We start from the raw sequence: 24,207 nt of genomic DNA on the forward strand, positions 1-24,207 counted from the left end.
CCCTACCTCAATACTAGTGTGAGACTTGATACTTTCGCTATCGGCCAGATCCGAAGACCCAACCTCGCGTTCGCTATCAAGCGCCCACACTTATCGGCTGTAAATTTTTAAAGATCGCGTCGCTTGACCGCCGGCAGCACCTGAAGAATCTTCCCTTCCGGCACCGCCCGTCTTGCGTTGCTGCGTCAGCAGCAGAGAAACGAGATTATGCAGAGTGTTTCGCATCGCGTCAACTGTTTTTTAGCGTCGCCTGCATCTGACTGCTATCAAAACATTGCCACCGAAGCCTCGCGCAAACCGCCGCGCAACAAGCCCCCTGCTTCCTTCCCGCTTCGTTCCAACTTCTTCGCGCCGTCACCAGCACTGCGCGAAAGGGCGCAATTCTAGGCGCGTTCCGCCAACGCCGCAAGCGGAAATTTTGCCGTCGCGGATTCATCGCTCCTCAATACAAACAGGACGACAAATAACGCGATCGAATGTCTCGCCACCCCCCGCTGTCGCACGACCTCATCGGCCGCGCCCGCGGCAACGACGCAGCTCGACTTCCTGTGTAGCGGATGCGACTAGAATGGAGGGTTCATCGAATCCAACCAACCAAGTCAGCCCCTATGCGCTCGCGAATCGCCAAACGCCTTCCTCCCGATGCCGACAAACTCGTCGGCCTTTCCCTCGCACTGTTCGCGTCGGGCAGCCGCATCGAAGACCGCTTCTGGGAAGCCAAGCTCGACACCCTACTCGCGAAAATCGTCCGCAACGGCAATCAGACGACGCTCGACGCGGCGTTGGACCATCTGCAGCAAAATCATCCCGACGCATACGGTGCGCTCGCCGATATGGCCGAAACGCATAGCGAGTCTTTTGTCATCGAGCACGAGGGGACGCCCTACGAAGCGCTGCTGATCGCAGCGCCCGTATTGGCATGGACGCGCTACATGATTCCCTCGGGCCCCCTCAAGGCAGATGCCGTCGACGCGCTGCGCGCTCATCTGCATGCACACGTGCTGGCCGGCGGCACGCGCGTGGCGCTGGCGCCGTTCCTCTACAGCATCGATCAATTGCCGCGGCACCACGTCGAAACGTATCGTGTCGCGCAGCAGCTGATCCAAGCTGCCGTCACGGGCGCCGCGGCGAAGATGAGTTTTGGCGATCTGCCCGAAACCTCGCCGATTCTCGCCGATCCTCGCTTCCTGCTGGCCGTCGTCGCCGCGCCCGTCGGGGCGCCGCTCTTTCGCTGGCAGGAAGAAGAGAACGGCATGCGCATCGAGCGCGGGCAATGCCTCGAACAATGGACCACGCAAGGCGGTGCAAATCTCGCACTGGTCCTGCCCGGCTGCGAGTTCGAATGCCTGCTGCCCGACGCCTACTATTCGGCCTGCCGCGACGCCGATGAGCGCGTGCGGCCGCACACTGTCCGCACCGCGATCCGCTACCTGTTCGACACGATCGGCGCAACGCCGCAAGACTTGCGCGCCGTAGTCGCCGGCTTCGGCGAACGTCGGATCGACGAATATCGCGTCGGTTTCACGCGCCGCGGTAGCAACGACGTGATTTACGGCGTCGTTTGGCCACTGTACGGCCGCGAAAACGGCGAGTTGGCGATCGACGAGGATGCAGAAGACACCGGCGGCCCGCTCGAGGAAATCATTGCGCTGCTCAAGGAAGCGGGCGTCACCGACGTCCGTCGCCACGCCGGGCGCTTCGAGCCCGAATACTGCGACGACTGCGGCGTTCCGCTATACGCCGATCCGCTCGGCGAAATCGTCCACGCCGAAATGCCGGAAGACGCCGAACCGGCCCAACCTCACTTTCACTAAGCGAACCGCCCGCCTTTTACCCCTGCCCCGTCGCCGCGCGCGACGGCGCGGGTGCGTCCTATGCCATCAGGCTAGCCGCTTCTCTGTAAGGAATTTGTCATGATTGTGCGCCAGCGCAACGTGGCGGCAGGCCCGCCCCCGGCGGTCGGCCACGGCGCTGCCCGTACCGACTACAGGAGGCAAAAATATGCGGTTTGCAGTTCTCAGTTCGGACGCTGAACGGCGCGATGGCCTTAAGGCGCTCTTGCGGCAGATCGACCGGCAGGCCCGCTTTTACGAGGCGCGCGATTGGGCGCAGGCAAGCCGCGTAATGCGGCGATTGCCGCCCGAGCTACTCGTCGCCGATTGGCAAGACTCCATGCGCGCGAGTGCAGTGCGCGCGGTGCTGACCGAATACCCCCACATGCGTATCGCTGCATTTGTCGACGACGTCACGCCAGCGCGCGTGCGTGCGCTCGTCGATGCGGGCGTTCACGGCGTCGTTCCGCGCACGACCAATCCTCGCTTGATCGTGCGTTTGCTTGAGTTAGTGCTTGCCGGAGGCCATTACGCGCCGTTTCTACCCGATGGCGCGCACCATCCCGTGCCGGCCGTCCCGATGGTCGCACCGCGGCGTGACGCGAGCGGCGACCCGCCTCGGCGCAAGCGCTTCGCGCTGGCGCTTTCGCCGCGGCAAGAGCAGATCATGCGCTGCGTCCACATGGGCAGCACGAACAAAATGATCGCGCGCACCCTCGGCATCAGCGAAGGGACCGTCAAAATCCACCTGGCCAGCATATTTCAACAATTGGGCGCGCCGAACCGCGCGGCAGCCGTTGCAATCTACAACGGCTGGCTCACGCCGCAACTCGAGGTCCTGCGTGGCGAAGGTCGCAGTGCGCCAAAACCCGTCCTCGGTCAAGGCGGTCCCGTGCCGCTGCGCCGCGCGGCGTCGTTCAAATACTCCCTGTCACGCCGGGATTGCCCGCTTGACCTCCCGCTCGCCGCGGAGCCGGACGTTCCGTTCGGCGGCATCCCGCCGGCCGCAAGCTGACACACAGAGCAAGTCGGCGCGGCGCTTGCTATAACGTTGGTAACAGGAGTCGCGTCCGCCACGCGGCAGGCTCCCACCTTTCGCAGCCCAACGAGTAATATGGACCCCATGGGCTTCCTGTACACGCCGCTTCCGCTATGGATCGCCGTTGGTGGCTGGGCCGCCGCGGCGCTCGTGCTCGCGCTCGCCTTCGCGCAAAGGCCGTTCCGGCGTCTTCAGGACGGCACGCTGCAGCACGTCTGGCTTGCGGTCATCACGGCCATTTCGGTGCTGTGGGCCACGAACGCCTGGCTCGACGATGGGCCGGTCATGCACCTGCTCGGCGCGACGCTTCTCGTCACGCTGTTCGACTGGGCGCTGGCGCTCGTCGCGATGGCGGCGGTTTCAGGCATCGCAGGGCTCGTATTCGATGCCGCATGGCAAGGCGTCGCGCTGACATTTCTCATCTACGGCGCGATGCCGGTCGGCGTCTCGGCGTTGATACAGCGCGCCTGCACCGCGTGGTTGCCGCGCAATCTATTCGTCTTCATCTGCGCGCAGGGATTCGTTTCGCCGGCGATCGCCGTGGCCGTCGCCGGCATCGCGGCCGCAGCGATGCATATCGCGCTGGCGCACGGGTCGCCTGCCGTGGTCCCGATCGGCTACGCGTTCAGCGTGTTCCTGCTCGCGGCCGGAGAGTCTTGGTTTACGGGCATGTCGACGGCGCTCATCGCCATTTACAAGCCGACGTGGGTCACGACGAACGATGTGCGCCGCTATCGGCTCGGCGGCCCGCGTACCTGACTGCGTGGTATCCGCCGCCCTCTCACGCAGACATGAGATTCGGCAGCTTGCCGTCCGAAGCCGGGTCTTGACGTCTCCCGTCTGCCTGCACCCATGAACGGCGCGGCTCCCCGCGCGTCGAAGCCGCCGCGGGCTCATTTGTCAAAATATATTCATCTCGACATTGAACTCCGTCTCCGACTGGGGCATCTTACGTGCCTGTGTCTCGATACTGCTTACCGGATGGACAGCTCCAAGAAGATTTCACGCCGCATGCGACAGCTCGCGCATCGGCTTACCGCAGCAGCCGCCCTGCTCTTGCCGTTGATCGCCGCCACCCCGGCCCGCGCCGACCTCATCGATCAGCGCAACGACATGATCGCCCACTTCGTGAACGACATGCATGCCGACCCGCTCGTCGCCGATTGCGCGGCCCACGGCAATTTCGTTGCGAGCACGTCCACGGCCATCGACCACGTCGACTTTCCGCCGGCGGCGTTCGACCCGGCGCATGCCGAGATCACGCCGTGGAATCAGCCGTTCGATGAAGGCAAGCAACGCGTAACGGTCGAAAACATCGTCACGGTCGAAGGTCAGGGAATCCCGCGCAAAACGTCGCACGAGCCCTATCCGCTGAAGTTTCGTTGCGGCTATGTCGGCAAGCAGATGCTTGCATTCAGTTGGAACGACCCTGTGCCCGCGTTGAAGCCTCACAAAGAGCGTTCGACAAAGAAAAAGCGCAAAGTCCATCATACGAGCAAGCGCGTCGGCAAGACTTCGACGAGCAAGAGAAAATCGCCGGCCAAGGCAAGCTCAAGCCACTGATCGCATTCGCCAAACGCGCGCCGCTCTCGCTCGAGCGGTCGCGCGCTTCATTCGCTGCCATGCAGCACGCCGGTCAGGCACAGGTCTCGAAGTGGCGCAACACCGCGCCCAGCATCGCCGCACCGAGCGCCGCACTGCGCTCGCCGCTCCAGCCAACCCGCTCGTCGGGCAGGTTCGCATTGTCCTTGAACGGCATTTCAAGGGTCAGCGACAAGGACCCGAAAGTATGGCCGATGTACTTCGAGGCGAGCTTGAGCGCATCCTCCTGGTACTTCGACGCCTCGTAGCCGTGGACGTCCTGAAAGTCGGGGCTCGCCTGTTTGAAGGCCTCGATGAACGCGCGCTGCTCCTGCAATTGCCGCTCGGTGAAATTCGGCAACATTTCACTGCCCGCAACGAAGACATAAGGCAGCGCTTCGTCGCCGTGTATGTCGAAGAACATGTCGCAGCCGTTGGCGTGAATCGCCTGGCGCACGCACTGCACTTCGGGGCTGCGCACATCGTCGGGCTGCAGCCATTCGCGATTAAGGTTGGCGCCCGCCGCGTTCGTGCGCAGATTGCCGCGCACGCTGCCGTCGGGGTTCATGTTCGGCACGATGTAGAACACCGCGTGTTCGTAGAGTTTGCGCGCAACCGCGTCGCCGGCCCAATCACCCCACCCCGCCAAGCGCTTGACAAGTCCCTCGACGAACCATTCGGCCATCGTTTCGCCCGGATGTTGACGCGCGATGATCCATACTTTCTTTTTTGCACGCGCGTCGCTCGCGCCCGGCGTGCCCAGCACCAGCAGCGACATCGGACGATCCTCGACGGTGCGTCCGAGTTCGACGAGCGTGGCCTGCGGCATTTGCTGCACGGCCCCCAGGAATTGCGCGTGCCGCTCTTCGCTGTATGGCTCGAAGTAGGCGTAGTAAATCGAATCGAAATCGGGCGTATGGTCGATCGTCAGGACCTGTCCATCGTATGACGTCGGCACGCGGAACCAGTTGACGCCGTCATAGCTCGCGACGGCTCGATACCCATGCCAGCCCTGCGCAAATACGCATTGCGCGGCGTTTTCGAGCGTCATGACGCAGCGCTCACCGCGCGCGCCCGAGAGCCGGAAGTAAAACCACTGCGTCAGATCGGCGCGATTGTCGGGGCGAAAACGCAGACGAATGTCTTCGGCTTGCTCGCACGACACGACTTCGATCGCGCCCGCGTCGAAGTTGCTGGTGATCGAAAGGCTCATCGAGGTTCCTCGGGAAAAGGGTCGCACGCGGCTCAGTCGCCGACGCGGCGCCGAAATACGAAGGTCGATTCGTTCGATGCTGCGGCATCGAATGCGTAGCCTTCGGCGGCGAAGTCCTTCAGCTTTTCAGGCTCGTCGATCCGTTGCTCGACTGCGAACCGCGCCATCAAGCCGCGCGCCCGTTTCGCGTGAAAGCTGATGATCTTATAGCGGCCGCCCTTCCAATCCTCGAACACCGGCGTCACCACGGGGCCCTCGAGTTGCCGCGGCCGGACCGATTTGAAATACTCGTTCGATGCGCAATTGACGATCACGCGCGCGCCGTTCCTGTTGCGACGCAGCTGCGCGTTCAGCGCGTCCGTAATACGCTCGCCCCAAAATGCGTAGAGATCTTTGCCGCGCCCGTTCGGCAGACGCGTCCCCATCTCCAGACGGTACGGCTGCAGCAGATCGAGCGGGCGCAGCACGCCGTAAAGCCCTGACAAGACGCGCACATGCTTCTGCGCGTAATCGAGATCGGCGGCAGAAAGCGTCTTCGCGTCGAAGCCTTCGTAGACATCTCCATTGAAAGCAAGCACGGCTTGTTTCGCATTCTGCGGACTGAATTGCGGCGACCAATCGGCGTAGCGTTGAAAGTTCAGATGGGCGAGCGCATCCGAAATATCCATCAGCGATGCGATGCGCTGCGGGGAATACCGGCGCAATTCTTCGATGAGCTGCGCTGCGTCTTCGACGAAATCGGGAATGGTATGTTTAGAGACGTGGGCAGGCGTCTGGTAGTCGAGCGACTTGGCCGGAGACAAAACAATTATCATGGAGGCTCGCCGGCACGCCGTGCCGAACGGTAAAGACGAAAAGCCATATTTTAGCGAATGCCCCATAACGATGCCGAAGCGATGACAAGCGCGCCGCGCGTGGTGCTCGATTCGAATGTCTGGATCGACATCCTCGTGTTCGACGATCCGGCGACGCGCCCGATACACGCCGCGCTCCAACGCGGACTCCTTTGCGCCGTCATTGACCGGCGCTGCCTGGGCGAACTCGCGCGCGTGCTCGACTATCCGCAGTTCGTTGCGCGCGACGTCGACAAGGCGGCCGCACTCGCGTCGGTGGCACAGCTGAGCACGCTTGAAGAATCGGCACCCGTGCCCGCCGATAGCGCTCCGCTGCCCAAGTGCAAGGATCGCGACGATCAGAAATTCCTCGAGCTCGCCCATGCGGTCAACGCCGCATGGCTGGTGTCCAAAGATCGAGCGCTACTCAGGCTCAACAAACGCACCGCGCGCGATTTCGGGATTCGAATCGTCGAACCGGCACCGTTCGTGGCAGCTTGTCTGTCCGGGCTGCCGGGGCTGCCGGGGCTGCCTGTCGCAACTGCCGTTGCCCCTGCTATCGCTATCGCCTGACGCAGACATCGATCGCACCATGAACGCACCTCAAGAACCGACGAACCAACCGCCCTTTGCTCTCGCCTCGCGCCTGCCGTCCGTCGGCACGACGATCTTCACGGTCATGAGCGCACTCGCCGCCGAGCGCGGCGCCGTCAACCTCGGTCAAGGCTTTCCCGATTTCGACTGCGACGAGCGGATCGTCGAAGCCGTCTCGTGCGCCATGCGCGAGGGTCACAATCAGTACCCGCCGATGGCCGGTGTCGCGCCGCTGCGCGAGGCGATCGCGCGCAAAATCGAGGCGATTCACGGCCGCGCCTACGATCCGAACACTGAGATCACCGTCACGGCCGGCGCGACGCAGGCACTGTTGACGACGATTCTGGCCACGGTCCACCCGGGCGATGAGGTCATCGTGCTGGAGCCGACCTACGACAGCTACGTGCCGTCGATCGAACTGGCCGGCGGCAAGCCCGTTTTCGTGACGCTCGAGGCGCCCGACTACGCGATCGATTTCGATCGGCTCGCGAGCGCGATCACGCCGCGCACCCGGCTCTTGCTGATCAACACGCCACACAACCCGAGCGGCACGATCTGGCACGCGGACGACATGCGGCGGCTGGAAGACATCGTGCGCGGAACGAACGTGCTGATTCTCTCGGACGAGGTCTACGAGCATATGGTCTACGACGGCGCGCCCCATGAAAGCGTCGCGCGCTATCACGAACTCGCGCGACGCAGCTTCGTCGTCTCGAGCTTCGGCAAGACTTTCCACGTGACGGGATGGAAAGTCGGCTACGTCGCTGCACCGGCCGCACTGACGGCGGAGTTCCGCAAGGTTCATCAATTCAACGTCTTCACCGTCAATACGCCGATGCAGGTGGGCCTTGCGCAGTACCTGCGCGATCCGGCGCCGTATCTCGGGTTGCCCGCCTTCTATCAAAAGAAACGTGACTTCTTCCGAGCGGGGCTGGCCGGTACGCGTTTCAAGCTGCTGCCCTGCGAAGGCGCGTATTTCCAATGCGTCGACTATTCGGCGATCAGCGATCTGCCCGAAGCGGAGTTCGCGAAGTGGCTCACGAGCGAGATCGGCGTGGCGGCCATACCGGTGTCGGCGTTCTATCACGAGCCGCATGAATCGGGCGTCGTGCGGTTTTGCTTCGCCAAACGCGAAGCTACGCTCGCTACGGCACTCGAGCGGCTCGCGCGTCTCTGAAGCACGGCGATTGTCAAACCAGCAAAGGAAACATCATGAGCGCTGAGCTGCTCGCGTCGCGACCGCCCGAGAGCGAGTCGACCCTCGTGTTGACGTTGTCCAATCCGGGGGCGCGCAATGCGCTCCATCCCGACATGTATGCGGCAGGCATTCAGGCGCTCGAAACGGCCGAGCGCGATGCGTCGATTCGCGCCATCGTCGTAACGGGCGCCGATGATTTCTTCTGCGCAGGCGGCAATCTGAATCGCCTGCTCGAGAACCGCGCCAAAGACCCTTCGGTGCAAGCGCAGAGCATCGATATGCTCGCGCAATGGATTCTGGCGTTGCGCACGTCGCGCAAGCCCGTGATCGCCGCGGTGGCGGGCGCCGCGGCCGGCGCCGGCTTTTCGCTTGCGCTCGCGTGCGATCTGATCATCGCGGCCGATGACGCGAAGTTCGTCATGTCTTACGCGCGCGTCGGCCTGACGCCGGACGGCGGCGGCTCGTGGTTTCTCGCCCAGGCGCTGCCGCGTGCGTTGGCGACGGAGATCCTGCTCGAAGGCAAACCCGTCCCGGCCGAGCGACTGCATGCGCTCGGCGTCGTCAATCGGCTCGTCAAGACAGCGCAATTGAAGCAAGCCGCCATCGCCTGGGCCGACGAACTCGGGCGCGGCTCGCCGAACGCGCAGGCACGCATCAAAGCGCTGGTCGCCGCGGCGGGCAGCCAGCCGCTCACAGATCATCTATCGGCTGAGCGCGACGATTTCGTCGCTTCGCTTCATCACGCGGACGCGTTGGAGGGCATCACCGCCTTCCTCGAAAAACGTGCTCCCGACTATCGCTGAGCGCGCCCATGAGCGAATTTACAATGCCCGCTCGGCGACGCATTTTCCTCATGCGCCACGGCGACGTGACCTATTTCGACGATAGCGGCCGAGCGATCGATCCCGAGACGGTGCCGCTCAATGAGCACGGCCTCGCGCAAGCAAGCGCCGCCGGTGCGGCCTTCGCAGCCGACGCCGTGCGGTTCGATCGCGTCATTGTCAGCGGTCTGCCGCGCACGATCGAAACCGCGCAGCGCGTGCTGGCCGCGACGGGACAGGACATCGAGCTCGAAGTGTGGCGGGAGTGGCAGGAAATCAGCGCCGGCCGGTTGGCCGATTTGCCGCCGTACCAGATCGAAGCGGCGTTTCTTGCCGCGTTCGACGGCGTCGTAGCGGAGACGACGCGCTTTCTCGGCGGCGAGACGATCGGCGAACTGCTCAATCGCGTGCTGCCGCCGCTTGCACGTTTGCGCGAAGATCCATCGTGGGACACGGTGCTGCTCGTCCTGCACGGCGGCGTCAATCGCGCGCTGCTCTCCCATGCGATCACGGCCGGCTCGCGCGCGTTCTTCGGCCATCTCGCGCAGTCGACGGGCTGCATCAATGCGCTCGACGTCGGCGCACGCCACGGCGACTGGGTCGTGCGCGCACTGAACTACTCGCCGCCGACGCCGCTCTTTCGCGATGTCCGGCACACGACGATGGAAATGCTCTACTCGCAATATCTTCGCTATCGGCGCGAGTGACGCGTCGCGCGGCTCGCGGCGTCGAGACTGCAGCCGCTGCATCTTCGCGATCAGTCATCGGGACAACCCCCAATGGGAGTCGTTACATGGCAACCAACGAATCGGCAGTTCCCCCGAACCGGCAGCAGGACTATTCGGCGTTCGTCGGCACGCGCGCCGTATCCGAGCAGCAACGATTCGATGCCGGGGTATTGGCGGCGTGGCTGCGCGAACACGTCGACGGGTTCGCCGGGCCGTTGACGGTCGAACAGTTCGCTGGCGGGCAGTCGAATCCGACCTTCAGGCTCGTTACGCCATCGCGCAGTTACGTGATGCGTGCGAAGCCCGCCCCCGCCGCGAAGCTGTTGGCTTCGGCACATGCGATCGAGCGCGAATACCGCGTGATGGCGGCGCTCGCCGATACCGATGTGCCCGTCGCGACGATGCTCGCGCTCTGCGAAGACGAGGCGGTGATCGGCCGGGCATTTTATGTCATGGAGTACGTCGAGGGACGGGTGCTGTGGGACCCGTCGCTGCCCGGCATGACGAGCGCGCAGCGCGCAGCGATCTATGACGAGACCAATCGCGTGATCGCCGCGCTGCACTGCGTCGATCCGGCTTCGGTGGGCCTCGCCGACTACGGCAAGCCGGGCAACTACCTTGCGCGCCAAATCGCACGTTGGAGCAAGCAGTACGAGGCGTCGGAAACGGAGCCGATCGAGGCGATGCATCGCTTGATCGATTGGCTGCCGGCGCACATGCCACAGGAACAGTCCGGTGCAAATGCGCGCACGGCGATCGTCCATGGCGACTATCGGCTCGACAACCTCATCTTTCATCCGAGCGAGCCGCGCATTCTCGCCGTGCTCGATTGGGAACTCTCCACACTCGGCGATCCGATCGTCGATTTCGCGTATCACTGCATGGCGTGGCACGTCGATCCGGTGCAGTTCCGCGGTATCGCGGGGCTGAACTGGGCCACGCTGGGCATCCCCGACGAACGCAGCTACGTCGATCGTTATTGCGATCGCACAGGCTTCTCCATTCCGGGCGATTGGAACTTTTATCTGGCCTTCAACATGTTCCGCATCGCCGCGATCCTGCAAGGGATCATGAAACGCGTGGCGGTCGGTACTGCCGCGAGCGCACAGGCGCTCGATGCCGGTCGCCGCGCACGGCCGATGGCGGAGCTCGCCTGGTCGTACGCGCAGAAAATGCGATAGCGGCAGGGACGTTCCGTCCTCACGGGACAGCCGCACGCATAAGCCAGAACACACGTTAAGACCTGGGCGCATCGGCAACGACACCGCCCTCACTGCGAGGCCGCCATGTATTTCGATTACTCAGAAAAAGTGGAAACCCTGCGTTCGAAGCTGTTCGAATTTTTCGACACGCATATCTATCCGAACGAGCGTGCATTCCTCGATGAAGTCGCGCGCAACCGGGCAGCCGGCAACGCCTGGCTTCCGACCGAACTCGTCGAAACGCTCAAGATTCGCGCACGCGAAGCCGGACTCTGGAATCTGTTCCTGCCCGGCTCGTCGCACGGCGCGGGACTGACCAATCTCGAATATGCGCCGCTCGCCGAGATCATGGGCCGCGTGCCCTGGGCGCCCGAAGTCTTCAATTGCAACGCGCCCGATACGGGCAACATGGAGACGCTCGAACGCTATGGCAGCGAAGAACACAAACGCGCCTGGCTCGAGCCGCTGCTGGACGGCCGAATCCGTTCGGCATTCTTGATGACCGAGCCCGACGTCGCATCGTCGGATGCGACGAACATCGAGACGCGCATCGAGCGTGAGGGCGACACCTACGTCATCAATGGCCGCAAGTGGTGGTCGTCGGGCGCCGGCGACCCGCGCTGCCAGATCTATATCGTGATGGGCAAGACCGATCCCGATGCGCCGAAACACGCGCAGCAGTCGATGATTCTGGTGCCGGCCGGCTCGCCCGGCATCACCGTCCATCGTCCACTCAGCGTGTTCGGCTACGATGATGCGCCGCACGGCCATATGGAAATCACGCTCGAAAACGTGCGCGTACCGGCCTCGAACATCCTGCTCGGCGAAGGGCGCGGCTTCGAGATTGCTCAAGGGCGGCTTGGACCCGGCCGCATTCATCACTGCATGCGACTCATCGGTCTCGCGGAGCGTGCGCTCGAACTCATGTGCAAACGCACCTCGACGCGGATTGCGTTCGGCAAGCCCATCGCCGCGCAATCGGTCACTCAGGAGCGAATCGCCGAAGCGCGTTGCATGATCGAACAGGCGCGGCTCTTGACGCTGAAGACGGCCTACATGATGGATACGGTCGGCAATAAAGGCGCGCGCGGCGAGATAGCGATGATCAAGGTCGTCGCACCGAACATGGCGTGTCAGGTGATCGACTGGGCCATTCAGGCACACGGCGGCGGCGGCATGTGCGACGACTTCCCGCTTGCCTACGCGTATACATGTGCGCGTTGGCTGCGCTTTGCCGATGGTCCCGACGAAGTCCATCGCAATGCGATCGCGAAGCTCGAGTTGGCACGACATGCGGCAGCCCAGAGCTAGGCAACGCCGCTCCGGCAGCAGCGCCTTATCGGCAAGCGGCGGCCGCGCATGGGTCGCGTGGGATGCCCGCGCGCGCACAAGGGCCTTGCGCTGCCCGTCAGCGAGGCGAATCGATCTATGCTAATTTCCGCGTGGATCGGCGCTGCCTGTCGCGGCGCCGACCAGCCTACGAGGAGCAGCGATGATCGACGTCTACAGCTGGGCCACGCCGAACGGCCACAAAGTTCACATCATGCTCGAGGAAACCGGACTCGAGTACCGCGTTCACCCAATCGATATCGGCGCGGGCGATCAGTTCGATCCAGCGTTCCTGGCGATCAGTCCGAACAACAAGATTCCGGCGATCGTCGATTCCGACGGGCCCGGCGGTAAGCCGCTGTCGTTGTTCGAATCCGGTGCGATTCTGATTTATCTGGCCGAGAAAACGGGCCGATTCTTGCCGACCGATCCTGCGGCCCGCTATGCGACGCTGCAATGGCTGATGTTCCAAATGGGCGGTCTCGGACCGATGCTCGGCCAGACGCACCACTTCCGCATCTACGCGCCGCAGCAGATCGACTATGCGGTGAATCGCTACACGAACGAAGCGAAGCGTTTATACGGCGTCATGGATAAGCAACTCGGCAAGACCGCCTATCTGGCCGGCAACGACTACACCATTGCCGACATTGCGGCCTTCCCCTGGACGCGTTCGTGGCAAAACCAAGGCGTCGAGTTGGCCGATTACCCGAACGTCAAGCGCTGGCACGAGGCCATCGCGGCGCGTGCCGCGGTGCAGCGCGGTGTCGAAGTGCTTGCGTCGGCGCGCCGCGCACTCACCGACGACAAAGCCAGGGATATTCTGTTCGGTGCGACGCAGTACGCCAAACACTGATACGCGCTTGTCGCAAACGCGCGGATGCGGCGAGGCGTGAGGGTTGTCTGGCCATCGGCGTCGGCATCGAGATGCGCGGTTGGCGCAGCGGCATGATGGTAAGCACCGCGCGTTAGCGGCTCAGTTGGCGGCTCAGTTGGCGGTCATGCTCGATCCTGAAGGGCACATAGAATTCCCACATTTCGTCGAGCGTCGTGTCGATCTCGTCTAAAAGCGACGGGCCAGCGTTTAATGAGCCTTCTTCGCGCATCCTTCGCTCGGCCAACTGACGCATTCGGCCGAAATATTGGTCCAGGAGTTCGCCTTGCCGTTCGAGGCGCACTGATCGCACGAAGCGCAGCTCATTGCGTCGCCACCGAGGGAGAAATGCGCGCGCCCTGAATCCACGCACCCGCGGAAGAGGCACCGAAAACTCGAGATTCAGTTCGGCTCGCATGCTGGCATAGAGATGGATCGCCTCCAGGAGGAGGGCTTCGCCCTGCGTCTTTCCCCATCGATGGAGGGGGATGTCTCCGTCCTGCAAGGAAGCCCTCTGCGCGCTGTCGTCGCTATGGCGTGCGAGACGTTGATGCTCGCTCTCGAAGAATCCATAGCTCTCCAGGGCGCTGGCGTACACACTGTCCAGCCGGTCCATGATTCGGGGATCGGCGTCCAGCTGTCTGAGCCGTTGCAGTCGTTGAGGCAGTCGAGCCAGTTCGCGCTGATGCATCTGTAAAAGCTCAGCCTGGCGCGCCAGCCTGGTGCTTCGCACGAGCGCCATCGCGCGCCCCCGGTCCGTACGAGATCCTCCGGCCACCGAGACATCCGCCTCGCTTGGAAAAGGAAGCAAACATTCTTTTGCCAGTCCGGTGCGCATGTTTCTGACATAGCGATCAACTTCTTGTTCAAGGGTGCTGGACATTGCGGCGATCGCTTGCGGGTAGGTCGGGAGGGGTTGCAGTTGCGGGTCTGCCTCTCTTTCTCTGTCCGCGTCGTGGGGATACTCAGGGGCAGGAGGGATCGGCGTTCCGTCGCGCTCTACTCTCTCGGGATAGCGATAGGGCCAATCGTTGACCACCGTTTGATAAGCGGGCGGCTCAGACGGCAATGGCGCAGCCGCCAACGCCTCTTCGTAACGGGTAGGGTACTTCGCGTAACTGATCGGGTACTCCGCAGGCAGGCGGCGCCATGCCGCCGCCATTGTCTCTTCGTAGCCGGCGTACCGCGGCCCGGCACCCGGCCCGCTCAACTGACCTGCGGGACCCGGCGAGCTCGCGGAAGGCGCTCGCCTGCCTCGCCTCGTCTGGCTCGCCGGGCTTGCCTGGCCCGACGCGCTCGTCTGCGGTCCGGCCGATCGGCGTCGGGACAACCAATTGAATAAGGCAGGCATGGTCTCGATAGCGGTCGTCGTGCGCTGATCAAGCAAAATCGCGGGGAGGCGGGGCGAATGCCCTGAGCTTAGAGGGAAACTTGACCGGCCGTCACGACGGCGCCCGCTGGTAGGGCCCAAAGCCTTACACGGTACTAGATGATGGGACATCGTCCGTCGATGGCCGCATAGCGTACGCGGCGGCTGAACGCCTCAGGCGGATCAGAAATAATGCCGCGTGACGAATTGCGCGATGCAAGCGGGCTTGGCGCCGCCCTCGGCTTCGATCGTGACATCCCAGGTGACCTGCAGTGCGCCGTCAGATACATCGGCCACGTCGGCCACGACAAACACGGCGCGCAAGCGCGCGCCCACTACCACCGGCGCCATGAACCGGACCCGGTTCAGCCCGTAATTCAGACCCATGCGTTGTTCGATCCGCACGGTATCCATCAACAGCGATGGAATCAAAGACAACGTGAGAAACCCGTGCGCGATGGCGCTGCCGAACGGCGATTCGCGGCGTGCGCGTTCGGGATCGACGTGAATCCATTGATGATCGCCCGTCGCGTCGGCGAATCGATCGACGCGCGCCTGATCGATGTCGATCCAATCGCCGACCAGCGGCTCACCTTTGATCCGCGCACGCAGATCGGCCGCGTCGACGATTCTCGTGAGGGCATCGCCCCCGCGCGTGGACGCCGTGTCGAGCGTCACGCCGGCGCCCCGCCGCTGGCCGCTTGCGGATGCCGCATTCCGAACAGCACGTTCGAGCGCACCGTAACGACAGTCTCGTCCGCTTGATTGACGCCTTCCCAGAGGGTCGTGACGATCCCGCGATCGGGACGACTCGCAGAAACGCGCTTGGCCAGCACCGCGTTGAACATGCGCAACGTATCGCCTGCGCGCACGGGCTTCAGCCAGCGAATTTCCTCGATACCGGGCGAGCCCAGCGACGTCGAACCACCGAGCACGTTGCGAACAAGCATGCCCATCATGACCGAGCATGTGTGCCAGCCGCTCGCAATCAAGCCGCCGAACGGGGACGCTTGGGCGGCTGCTTCGTCAATATGAAACGGCTGCGGATCGAATCGCTCGGCGAATTCGACGATCTCTTGCGCCGTGAACGTATGCGTACCGACCTCGATACGGGAGCCAACCTCCCAATCTTCGTAGCTGAACCCCATCCCTGCACTTCCCTCGGTATGCCGGCTCGCGCGAAACGCGCCCGGCGTTTTTCTCACGTGGCGCGCGGCGGGTACGGCCTGCGGTCGCCCCCGCTCGCGTGCGGTGATCCACCGCACAGCGACCTATTGCAGCGATTCTTTCGGCACGCAGACGCCGGGCAGCGCCATGACTTCGATCCCTTCTTCAACCAGGGCGCGAGCGTCTTCGGGTGTCGTTACGCCGCGAATGCTGCGTGCCGGCGCTTCGTTGTAGTGCATGCGGCGCGCTTCTTCGGCGAAACGGTCACCGACGTTTTCAGCCTTGCCGACGACTTCCCGCAACATCCGAAGCGCCGTCGCTTCGAATTCTTTCGCCCGCTCCGTCGCGCTGGCCTGAGCGGGGGCAGGCTGCGCGTTGCCCTCGCCCGTGCGTTGCGATTCGCGCGGCTGCTCGCTGTCCTGCCCTGCCCTGGTCGCCCCCGATAAATTCAGGCGCGGCGCGGACGGCATACGGCTGACCTCGGTCTGCGCGCAAATCGGGCATGCGATCAATTTGCGCGATAACTGAGAGTCGAAATCATCGGCCGAGGCGAACCAGCCTTCGAACCGGTGACCGTGCGGACATTGCAGATCGAGAACCTTCATGATGAAACGCAGCGGATGTGCGCGTAAGTGTAGCGCAAATGGATAGAACGATCGTTCGCCGAAAAATCCGATTCTACGCCTCTCGGCGCTCAGGCTGTCGAGCCGGGAGTCGGTGGCAACGGCGGCTCCTTGCGATCGGGCTGCCAAGCGCCCGACAGCACCTTTTCAAGCCAGAAGTGGCCGATGATCGTCTTGACGTCGGTGATTTCGCCGGCGCGGATCCACTCGCCCACCTGCGCGACGTCGGCCGTAAAGACTTCCAGGAATTCGCCATCGTCGAGCTTGCGCTCGCCCGCGGTCAGGCCCCGCGCGAGGAAGATGTCGATGAATTCGGTCGAATAGGAAATGATCGGGTGAATGCGCGTCAGGAACGTGTATTCGCGTGCTGAATATCCCGTTTCCTCCCGCAACTCGCGTTCGGCGCAAGCGAGCGCGCCTTCGTTCGGATCGAGCTTGCCCGCCGGAAACTCGGTCATCACCCGGCAAATCGGATAGCGGTATTGCCGCTCGAGCAGCACGCGACCGTCGTCGAACAATGGAATGACCATGACGGCGCCCGAATGGAGGACGTATTCGCGCGTCGTGTGCTTGCCGTCTGGCAAACGCACCGTATCGCGTTTGACCTTGAGGAAATTGCCTTCGTAGGCGGATTCGCCGTCGATGCGCGTCTCGGTCAACGACGCATGGTGATGCGGATGATTGGGATCGGACGGTTGGGTCATCTGCACTCTCCTGCAGTCTTCCGGTAACGGACGGGGACCCTGGCAGCCGACAGGGCCGTCAGCGACGTTTGACGAGATATTGGAACGTAAAGCCGGGAAACGCGCACACGACGAACAAACTGAACGTGATCGCGTAAAACTGCCAGCCCTGCTCGAAGCGATTCCCGGCGCGCGCTTCGAGGTAAAAGCCGATGAGGCCGACCGCAAAGTACAGCACGATCAGTTCGGCGATACGAATCCACGCGCTCTTTTTCGCCGCGGGCAACGGCGCCACGGCGAACAACCGCTGATTGAAAAACGGCAGGTTGGCGCCGACCAGCGCCAACAACACGATGAACCAGCCGGCGGCGGACATGGTGCGCTTACAGTGCGACCGGCAGCGTATGCGCCATCGCGTTCAGGCAGAACGTCATGAGCGGGCCCGGCACGATCCCGAGCGCCACCACGGCAACGCCGTTCAGCACCAGCAGCCAACGGCCCGATGCATCGCTCGCCAGCGGCGACGAATCTTGCGGCGCATCGAAGTACATCAGCTTGACGATGCGCAGGTAGTAGAACGCGCCGAACAACGACGTGATCACCGCCAGCACGGCCAGCCAGGTCAGACCGGCGTTGACCGTGGCTTCGAGCACGGCGAGCTTCGCATAGAACCCGACGGTCGGCGGAATGCCGGCCAGCGAGAACATCATCGCCATCATGACGAACGCGAACACCGGGCTGCGTTTGTTCAAGCCCTTGAAGTCGTCGAGCGTATCGGCTTCGAAATCGCGGCGCGCCAGCAACATGACGATGCCGAAGGAGCCGAGCGTCGTCAGCAGATAAATGATGCTGTAGAACATCGCCGAGCTATATGCGCTTGCCATGCCGTCAGCCTTGCCGTCGACCACGCCCGAGAGCAGACCGAGCAACACGAAGCCCATGTTCGAGATGGCCGAGTAAGCGAGCATACGCTTGACGTTGCGCTGCACGATACCGGTGAGGTTGCCGACGATCAGCGAGAGCGCCGCCAGGATCGTCAACATCTGTTGCCAATCGCCGGCCAGCGGCAGCACGCCCATCACGAGCAGACGCAGACCCCAGGCGAACGCCGCCACCTTCGGGCCGCCGCCGACGAGCAGCGTCATGGCTGTCGGCGCGCCGTGGTAGACGTCGGGCACCCACATATGGAACGGCACCGCACCCATCTTGAATGCGACGCCGGCCACGATGAAGATCACGCCGAACAGCAGCACGACATTGTTGATGTGGCCCGACGCCACGGCTTTGAGGACTTCGTTCAGATCGAGCGAGCCCGTCGCGCCGTAAAGCATCGACATACCGTAGAGCAGGAAGCCCGAAGCCAATGCGCCCAGCACGTAGTACTTCATCGCCGCTTCGTTCGACTGCGAGGCATCGCGACGCAGTGCAATTGCCGCGTAGAGCGACAGCGACATCAGTTCGAGCCCCAGGTACAGCGTCAGGAAGTTCGTGCCCGAGATCATGACGAGCTGGCCGAGCAGCGCGAACATGCCGAGCAGGAAATAATCCCCGCGGAACAGATTGCGATCTTCGAGGTACTTGCGCGAGTAGATCATCGTCACCGCATAACCGAGCGACACGACGGCCTTCATCGCACTCGCAAAGCCGTCGACGACGTACATGTGCGAGAAGAAGTAATGCGGCTGCGGATCGAACACGAGGGTGACGAACCAGACGCCCGAGACGATCGACGCCAGCACGGCGATCAGATACGTCAGGCGCCGGCTCTGCTCGCCGCCGAACGTTTCGTTCAGCCACGCGAGGACGGCGGCCGCCATCAGCAGCCCATCGGGCAACAAGAGAGACATAGGGGCGTTTTGCATGATCTTTTGTTCCTCCGCTCAGTGTTACTGCGACACCGGCAGTTTCGACTGCGCGACGTGGGAGAGGAGGTTTTCCACGGAGACGTGCATCACATCGGTGAAGGGCTTCGGATAGACGCCCATGAACAGCGTGAAAAAGGCCAGCACGCCGAGGATCAGGTACTCGCGAGAGTTGATGTCCTTCAGTTCCTTCACGTGCTCGTTCGTCACCGCGCCGAAGTACACGCGCTTGTACATCCACAGCGTGTAGGCCGCGCCGAGAATCAGCGTGAACGCTGCGCCGAAAGCAATCCAGAAGTTGAACTGAACCGCGGCGAGAATCACCATGAACTCGCCGACGAAACCGGACGTGCCCGGCAAGCCGCAGTTCGCCATCGAGAACAGCATCACGAGCGCGGCGAACTTCGGCATGACGTTGACGACGCCACCGTAGTCGGCGATCTGACGCGAGTGCATGCGGTCATAAAGCACGCCGATGCACAGGAACATCGCGCCCGATACGAAGCCGTGCGAGATCATCTGCACGATCGCGCCTTCGACGCCGAGCTGGTTGAAGATGAAAAAGCCGAGCGTGACGAAACCCATGTGCGCGATCGACGAATACGCGACGAGCTTCTTCATGTCGGCCTGCACCATCGCGACGAGGCCGATGTAAATCACGGCGATCAGCGACAGCGTGATGATGACCGGGGCGAGCGTATGGCTTGCATCGGGTGCGATCGGCAGCGAAAAACGCAGGAAACCGTATGCGCCGAGCTTCAGCATGATCGCGGCCAGCACGACCGAGCCGCCCGTCGGCGCTTCCACGTGCGCGTCAGGCAACCACGTGTGGACCGGCCACATCGGCACTTTCACCGCGAACGCCAGGAAGAACGCTATGAACAGCAACACCTGCGGCGTCATCGCGAGTTGGGTGTTCTGCCACGTCGCCAGATCGAACGTACCCGTTTGGACGTAGAGGTAGATCAGCGCGACCAGCATCAACAGCGAGCCGGCCAGCGTATAGAGGAAGAACTTGAACGCGGCGTAAATCCGGTTCGGGCCGCCCCACACGCCGATGATCAGATACATCGGGATCAGCGTCGCTTCGAAGAACACGTAGAACAACAGGCCGTCAGCCGCCGAGAACACGCCGATCATGATCCCCGAGAGGATCAGGAACGCGGCCATGTACTGCGACACGTGTTCGGTAATGACTTCCCAACCGGCGATCACGACGATGACCGTGATCAACGCCGTCAGGACGACGAACCACATCGAGATGCCGTCGACGCCGAGGTGATACGTGATGTGGAAGCGTTCGATCCAATTCGCCTGTTCGACGAACTGCAACGCGGCGCTCGACGAATCGAAGCCGGTAATCAGCGGCAGCGTCACGAGCAGGCCGAGGATCGAGCCGATCAACGCCAGCCAGCGCGCGGGACCCGGGTTCTTGTCGGAACCGACAGCAAGAACGGCCAGACCGAAGACGATCGGCAGCCAGATCGCGGTACTTAGAATCGGAAAAGAGTGCATTAAGTGTCCCCCGCCTTATTTGCCGCCGAGCGTTACAAACAGGGTAAGGAGCCCCAGCATGCCGATAATCATGGCGAACGCGTAGTGGTAGATGTAACCGGATTGCAGGAAGCGGATCACGCTCGCGAACCAACCGATGAAGCGTGCGCTGCCGTTGACGAGACCGTCGATGACCACGACGTCGCCTTCCTTCCAGAGGCCGCGGCCGATGGCCACCGCACCGCGTGCGAAGACGACTTCGTTGATCTTGTCCATGTAGTACTTGTTGTCGAGCAACGTGTAGATCGGGCCGAACGCACGGCGGATGACCGCCGGCAGATCCGGGCGAATCAGATACAGGAACCACGCCGTCACGAAGCCCGCAATGGCCAGCCACAGCGGCAGCGACTGCACCGAGTGCAACGCCATCGGCAACCAGCCGTGGAATTCCTTACCCATCTCTTCGAGCGCGGTGTGATTCTCGCCGATGAAGACGACCTTATCGAACGCCACGCCGTGTGCGAAAAAGTTGCCGTAGAGCATCGGGCCGATGGCGATCGCGCCGATGATGACCGACGGAATCGCAAGCAGAACGAGCGGCACCCAGACGACCCAGGGCGTTTCGTGCGGTTCGTGTGCATGGCCGTGGTCGTCATGGCCGTGCCCGTGGCCGTGATCATCGTGACCATTGCCGCCGTGCGCCGCCGATTCTGCGCCGTGACCGTTGCCGTAATCCTTCGGATGACGGAAGCGCTCTTCCCCATGGAAGACCATGAAGTACATACGGAACGAGTACAGCGCCGTCACGAACACGCTGGCGACCACCGCGAAGTAGGCGAAGCCCGCGCCCGGCAGATGCGAAAGGCCGACGGCGTCGATGATCGAATCCTTCGAGTAGAAGCCGGCAAAGAACGGGGTGCCGCACAGCGCGAGCGTGCCCATCAGCGACGTGAACCACGTGATCGGCATGTACTTGCGCAGGCCGCCCATGTTGCGCATGTCTTGATCGTGATGCATCCCGATGATGACTGAACCTGCGCCAAGGAACAGCAGCGCCTTGAAGAACGCGTGCGTCATCAGGTGGAACACCGACACCGAATACGCCGAGGCGCCCAGTGCGACCGTCATGTAGCCGAGCTGCGAGAGCGTCGAGTAAGCGACGACGCGCTTGATGTCGTTTTGGACGATGCCGAGCAAGCCCATGAACAATGTCGTGATCGCGCCGATCACCATGATGAACGACAGCGCCGTATCCGACAGTTCGAACAGCGGCGACATGCGCGTCACCATGAAGATACCGGCCGTCACCATCGTCGCCGCGTGAATCAGCGCCGAGATCGGCGTCGGGCCTTCCATCGAGTCGGGCAGCCAGACGTGCAGCGGGAACTGCGCCGACTTACCCATCGCGCCGATGAACAGGCAAATGCAGGCGACGGTCAGCAAGCCCCACTGCGTGCCCGGGAAGGTCAGGGCTGCGAGGGCTTCGCGCTTGGCGAAGACTTCGCCGTAGTTCATCGAACCGGCGTAGGCGAGAATCAAGCCGATGCCGAGCAGGAAGCCGAAGTCGCCCACGCGGTTCACGAGGAACGCCTTCATGTTGGCGTAGATCGCGCTCTCACGCGTGAAGTAGAAACCGATCAGCAGATACGACACGAGGCCCACCGCTTCCCAGCCGAAGAACAGCTGCAGGAAGTTGTTGCTCATGACGAGCATCAGCATCGAGAACGTGAACAACGAGATATACGAGAAGAAGCGCTCGTAGCCGTCGTCTTCCGCCATATAACCGATGGTGTAGATGTGGACCATCAGCGAGACGAAGGTGACGACGCACATCATCATCGCGGTGAGCGAATCGACGAGGAAGCCGACTTCGAACTTCAGCGAGCCGACCTTCATCCATTCATAGACGGTCGCGTTGTAGCTCGCGCCTTGCATGACGTCGGCGAACACTATCGCCGACAGGATGAAAGAAATCAGCACGCCGAGGATCGTGATCCGGTGGCTGCCCTTGCGCCCTACCACCTTCCCGCCAAGACCTGCAATCAGCGAGCCGGCGAGCGGTGCGAGCGGAACCGCCAGCAGCAGGTTTTCATTGAGTGTCATGGACATAACCGCAGTGCCTGAATTTAACCTTTGAGCTGATCGAGATCCTCGACGTTGATCGTGTCGAGAGTACGGAACAGGGTCACGAGAATCGCGAGACCGATCGCCGCTTCTGCCGCGGCCACCGTCAGCACGAAGAACACGAAGATCTGCCCGTGTATGTCGCCGAGGTAGTGCGAGAACGCGACGAAGTTCGTGTTCACCGCGAGCAGGATCAGTTCGATCGCCATCAGGATGATGATGACGTTGCGACGATTCAGGAAAATGCCGACGACGCCGATCGCAAACAGGATCGCGCCGAGAACGAGGTAATGAGCCAGGGACAACATGTTTTTCTCCTCGACGCTCAACGATTGCTGTCGACCGCGCCCGCGCCGACATTCGCATTGGGCTCGCCGGCTGCGCCTTCGGCCGAAGCCGGCAGCGTCGACCTCTCGGCCGGCATCTTCACGATGCGCACGCGGTCCTGCGCGCGCACCTTCACTTGGTCCGACACGCGCTGGCGCTTGCTGTCCTTGCCCTTGCGCGCCGTCAGCGCGATCGCCGCGATGATCGCAACGAGCAGCACGAGGCCGGCCACTTCGAACGCGAATACGTAATCGGTGTAGATGACCTTGCCGATCAGGTACGTGTTCGACATGGTGCCCGCACCGGCCGCGACGGCCTCGCGTACCGGCGTGGTCGTGGCGCCGTAGCCGTGCCAGAGGATCAGCGCCGTTTCGACGATGATGATCGCGCCCACGACCGTGGCCATCGGCACGAAGCGCTTGAAGTCTTTGCGCAGCACGTCGAGATTGATGTCGAGCATCATCACGACGAACAGGAACAGGACCATCACCGCGCCGACGTAGAGCAGCACGAGCAGAATCGCGAGGAATTCGGCCTCGAGCAGCATCCAGATGGCCGCCGCGTTGAAGAACGCGAGCACGAGAAAGAGCGCGGACCCGACCGGGTTGCGCGACGTGATCACCTTCAGCGCCGACACAGTCAGCAGCAGCGCGAAGATGTAAAACAGTACGGTCGTGAATTCCATGATTACCGGTTCATCGTTAGCTCATCAATCAGGCGTGGTAGCCGGCGGCGGCATGCCGCGGCCGGCCGTGGCGGTCGACACCGCCACGTCGTCCCAACTACGCGTCGAGCAAAAGCAACTGCGTTACTGCTTATCAACGATACGGCGCGTCGGCCGCTTTCGACGCCGCAATCTCGGCCTCGTAGCGATCGCCCACCGCGAGCAGCATGTCCTTCGTGAAGTACAGATCGCCGCGCTTTTCGCCGTGATACTCGAGGATGCTCGTCTCGACGATCGAATCGACGGGGCAGCTTTCCTCGCAGAAACCGCAGAAGATGCACTTGGTCAGATCGATGTCGTAGCGCGTCGTACGGCGCGTGTTGTCCGCGCGCACTTCCGACTCGATCGTGATGGCAAGCGCCGGGCACACCGCTTCGCACAGCTTGCAGGCGATGCAGCGCTCTTCGCCGTTTTCATAGCGGCGCAGCGCGTGCAGACCGCGAAAGCGCGGCGACAGCGGCGTCTTTTCCTCGGGGAACTGCACCGTGAACTTGCGCTTGAACGTGTATTTACCCGTCAGCGCCAGGCCCTTGAGGAGCTCGGTCAGGAAAAACGTCTTGAAGAAATTTTGAATAGCGTTCATTTCGCTC

General features: G+C 62.6%; 25 protein-coding genes. 11 read left to right on the top strand and 14 right to left on the bottom strand.

The annotated features are described in order from the left end of the window. Positions 1-608 precede the first annotated feature (608 nt). The 4 genes from C0Z19_RS20550 to C0Z19_RS20565 all read left to right on the top strand — a co-directional run bounded on the left by C0Z19_RS20550 (position 609) and on the right by C0Z19_RS20565 (position 4,434). Positions 609-1,814, top strand: a complete 1,206-nt coding sequence (locus C0Z19_RS20550) for a DUF2863 family protein (RefSeq protein ID WP_102611684.1) — start codon at positions 609-611, stop codon at positions 1,812-1,814. A 187-nt stretch (positions 1,815-2,001) separates the two neighbouring features. Further along, positions 2,002-2,847: a helix-turn-helix transcriptional regulator gene (locus C0Z19_RS20555; RefSeq protein WP_102611685.1), complete on the top strand. Its 846-nt coding sequence runs from the start codon at positions 2,002-2,004 to the stop codon at positions 2,845-2,847. A 108-nt stretch (positions 2,848-2,955) separates the two neighbouring features. Next, positions 2,956-3,630, top strand: a complete 675-nt coding sequence (locus C0Z19_RS20560) for an energy-coupling factor ABC transporter permease (RefSeq protein ID WP_102611686.1) — start codon at positions 2,956-2,958, stop codon at positions 3,628-3,630. 222 nt (positions 3,631-3,852) lie between these two features. Then, positions 3,853-4,434 carry a BspC domain-containing protein gene (locus C0Z19_RS20565; protein WP_102611687.1) on the top strand — a complete coding sequence of 194 codons (582 nt, stop codon included), beginning with the start codon at positions 3,853-3,855 and terminating at the stop codon, positions 4,432-4,434. Between the two features lie 73 nt (positions 4,435-4,507). On the opposite strand, the gene C0Z19_RS20570 is transcribed toward C0Z19_RS20565, so the two are convergent. Beyond that, positions 4,508-5,665 carry a M14 family metallopeptidase gene (locus C0Z19_RS20570; protein ID WP_102611688.1) on the bottom strand — a complete coding sequence of 386 codons (1,158 nt, stop codon included), beginning with the start codon at positions 5,663-5,665 and terminating at the stop codon, positions 4,508-4,510. Positions 5,666-5,697: 32 nt separating this feature from the next. Then, complete coding sequence (gene yaaA / locus C0Z19_RS20575) at positions 5,698-6,480, bottom strand: peroxide stress protein YaaA (protein WP_102611689.1); 783 nt, start codon at positions 6,478-6,480, stop codon at positions 5,698-5,700. 81 nt (positions 6,481-6,561) lie between these two features. Here yaaA and C0Z19_RS20580 point away from each other — a divergent pair, with 81 nt between their 5' ends. From C0Z19_RS20580 to C0Z19_RS20610, 7 genes are all read left to right on the top strand, one after another. After that, positions 6,562-7,071: a putative toxin-antitoxin system toxin component, PIN family gene (locus C0Z19_RS20580; protein ID WP_425330272.1), complete on the top strand. Its 510-nt coding sequence runs from the start codon at positions 6,562-6,564 to the stop codon at positions 7,069-7,071. Positions 7,072-7,090: 19 nt separating this feature from the next. Beyond that, positions 7,091-8,269 carry a pyridoxal phosphate-dependent aminotransferase gene (locus tag C0Z19_RS20585; protein ID WP_102611691.1) on the top strand — a complete coding sequence of 393 codons (1,179 nt, stop codon included), beginning with the start codon at positions 7,091-7,093 and terminating at the stop codon, positions 8,267-8,269. A 35-nt stretch (positions 8,270-8,304) separates the two neighbouring features. Further along, a complete protein-coding gene (locus tag C0Z19_RS20590) occupies positions 8,305-9,093 on the top strand; it encodes an oxepin-CoA hydrolase, alternative type (protein WP_102611692.1) in 789 nt (262 codons plus the stop codon). Positions 9,094-9,101: 8 nt separating this feature from the next. After that, positions 9,102-9,818 carry a histidine phosphatase family protein gene (locus C0Z19_RS20595; protein ID WP_102611693.1) on the top strand — a complete coding sequence of 239 codons (717 nt, stop codon included), beginning with the start codon at positions 9,102-9,104 and terminating at the stop codon, positions 9,816-9,818. Positions 9,819-9,904: 86 nt separating this feature from the next. Beyond that, positions 9,905-11,020, top strand: coding sequence for a phosphotransferase (locus C0Z19_RS20600; protein WP_102611694.1), 1,116 nt, complete (start codon positions 9,905-9,907; stop codon positions 11,018-11,020). A 105-nt stretch (positions 11,021-11,125) separates the two neighbouring features. Further along, positions 11,126-12,352 carry an acyl-CoA dehydrogenase family protein gene (locus tag C0Z19_RS20605; RefSeq protein ID WP_102611695.1) on the top strand — a complete coding sequence of 409 codons (1,227 nt, stop codon included), beginning with the start codon at positions 11,126-11,128 and terminating at the stop codon, positions 12,350-12,352. 181 nt (positions 12,353-12,533) lie between these two features. Next, the gene (locus tag C0Z19_RS20610) at positions 12,534-13,226 is read left to right on the top strand and encodes a glutathione binding-like protein (protein WP_102611696.1); all 693 of its coding nucleotides are present in this window, start codon (positions 12,534-12,536) and stop codon (positions 13,224-13,226) included. 112 nt (positions 13,227-13,338) lie between these two features. Here C0Z19_RS20610 and C0Z19_RS20615 read toward each other — a convergent pair whose 3' ends face one another. From C0Z19_RS20615 to nuoI, 12 genes are all read right to left on the bottom strand, one after another. Continuing rightward, positions 13,339-14,406 carry a hypothetical protein gene (locus tag C0Z19_RS20615; protein WP_102611697.1) on the bottom strand — a complete coding sequence of 356 codons (1,068 nt, stop codon included), beginning with the start codon at positions 14,404-14,406 and terminating at the stop codon, positions 13,339-13,341. A 390-nt stretch (positions 14,407-14,796) separates the two neighbouring features. Beyond that, positions 14,797-15,291, bottom strand: coding sequence for a MaoC family dehydratase (locus C0Z19_RS20620; protein ID WP_425330271.1), 495 nt, complete (start codon positions 15,289-15,291; stop codon positions 14,797-14,799). Beyond that, entirely contained in the window at positions 15,288-15,761 is a 474-nt protein-coding gene (locus tag C0Z19_RS20625) for a MaoC family dehydratase (protein WP_102611698.1), read from the bottom strand. The genes C0Z19_RS20620 and C0Z19_RS20625 overlap by 4 nt, the downstream gene beginning before the upstream one ends. A gap of 123 nt (positions 15,762-15,884) precedes the next feature. Next, a complete protein-coding gene (locus C0Z19_RS20630; RefSeq protein ID WP_102611699.1) occupies positions 15,885-16,385 on the bottom strand; it encodes a DUF1178 family protein in 501 nt (166 codons plus the stop codon). An 89-nt stretch (positions 16,386-16,474) separates the two neighbouring features. Further along, positions 16,475-17,107 (bottom strand): NUDIX domain-containing protein, encoded by a 633-nt coding sequence (locus C0Z19_RS20635; RefSeq protein WP_102611700.1) that lies wholly within the window; start codon positions 17,105-17,107, stop codon positions 16,475-16,477. A gap of 58 nt (positions 17,108-17,165) precedes the next feature. Further along, positions 17,166-17,462 (bottom strand): DUF2818 family protein, encoded by a 297-nt coding sequence (locus C0Z19_RS20640; RefSeq protein WP_102611701.1) that lies wholly within the window; start codon positions 17,460-17,462, stop codon positions 17,166-17,168. Positions 17,463-17,469: 7 nt separating this feature from the next. Continuing rightward, a complete protein-coding gene (nuoN, locus tag C0Z19_RS20645) occupies positions 17,470-18,948 on the bottom strand; it encodes an NADH-quinone oxidoreductase subunit NuoN (protein ID WP_102611702.1) in 1,479 nt (492 codons plus the stop codon). A 24-nt stretch (positions 18,949-18,972) separates the two neighbouring features. Next, positions 18,973-20,463, bottom strand: a complete 1,491-nt coding sequence (locus C0Z19_RS20650; RefSeq protein ID WP_102611703.1) for an NADH-quinone oxidoreductase subunit M — start codon at positions 20,461-20,463, stop codon at positions 18,973-18,975. 15 nt (positions 20,464-20,478) lie between these two features. Further along, positions 20,479-22,551, bottom strand: a complete 2,073-nt coding sequence (gene nuoL, locus C0Z19_RS20655) for an NADH-quinone oxidoreductase subunit L (RefSeq protein ID WP_102611704.1) — start codon at positions 22,549-22,551, stop codon at positions 20,479-20,481. Between the two features lie 17 nt (positions 22,552-22,568). Beyond that, on the bottom strand, positions 22,569-22,874 hold the full coding sequence (gene nuoK / locus C0Z19_RS20660; protein WP_102611705.1) for an NADH-quinone oxidoreductase subunit NuoK: 306 nt from the start codon (positions 22,872-22,874) through the stop codon (positions 22,569-22,571). Between the two features lie 17 nt (positions 22,875-22,891). After that, positions 22,892-23,578: an NADH-quinone oxidoreductase subunit J gene (locus tag C0Z19_RS20665; protein WP_102611706.1), complete on the bottom strand. Its 687-nt coding sequence runs from the start codon at positions 23,576-23,578 to the stop codon at positions 22,892-22,894. Positions 23,579-23,711: 133 nt separating this feature from the next. Further along, the gene (nuoI, locus tag C0Z19_RS20670; RefSeq protein WP_102611707.1) at positions 23,712-24,200 is read right to left on the bottom strand and encodes an NADH-quinone oxidoreductase subunit NuoI; all 489 of its coding nucleotides are present in this window, start codon (positions 24,198-24,200) and stop codon (positions 23,712-23,714) included. Positions 24,201-24,207 lie beyond the last annotated feature (7 nt).

The organism is Trinickia soli (assembly GCF_002879855.1).
Classification (GTDB): Bacteria; Pseudomonadota; Gammaproteobacteria; order Burkholderiales; family Burkholderiaceae; genus Trinickia; species Trinickia soli.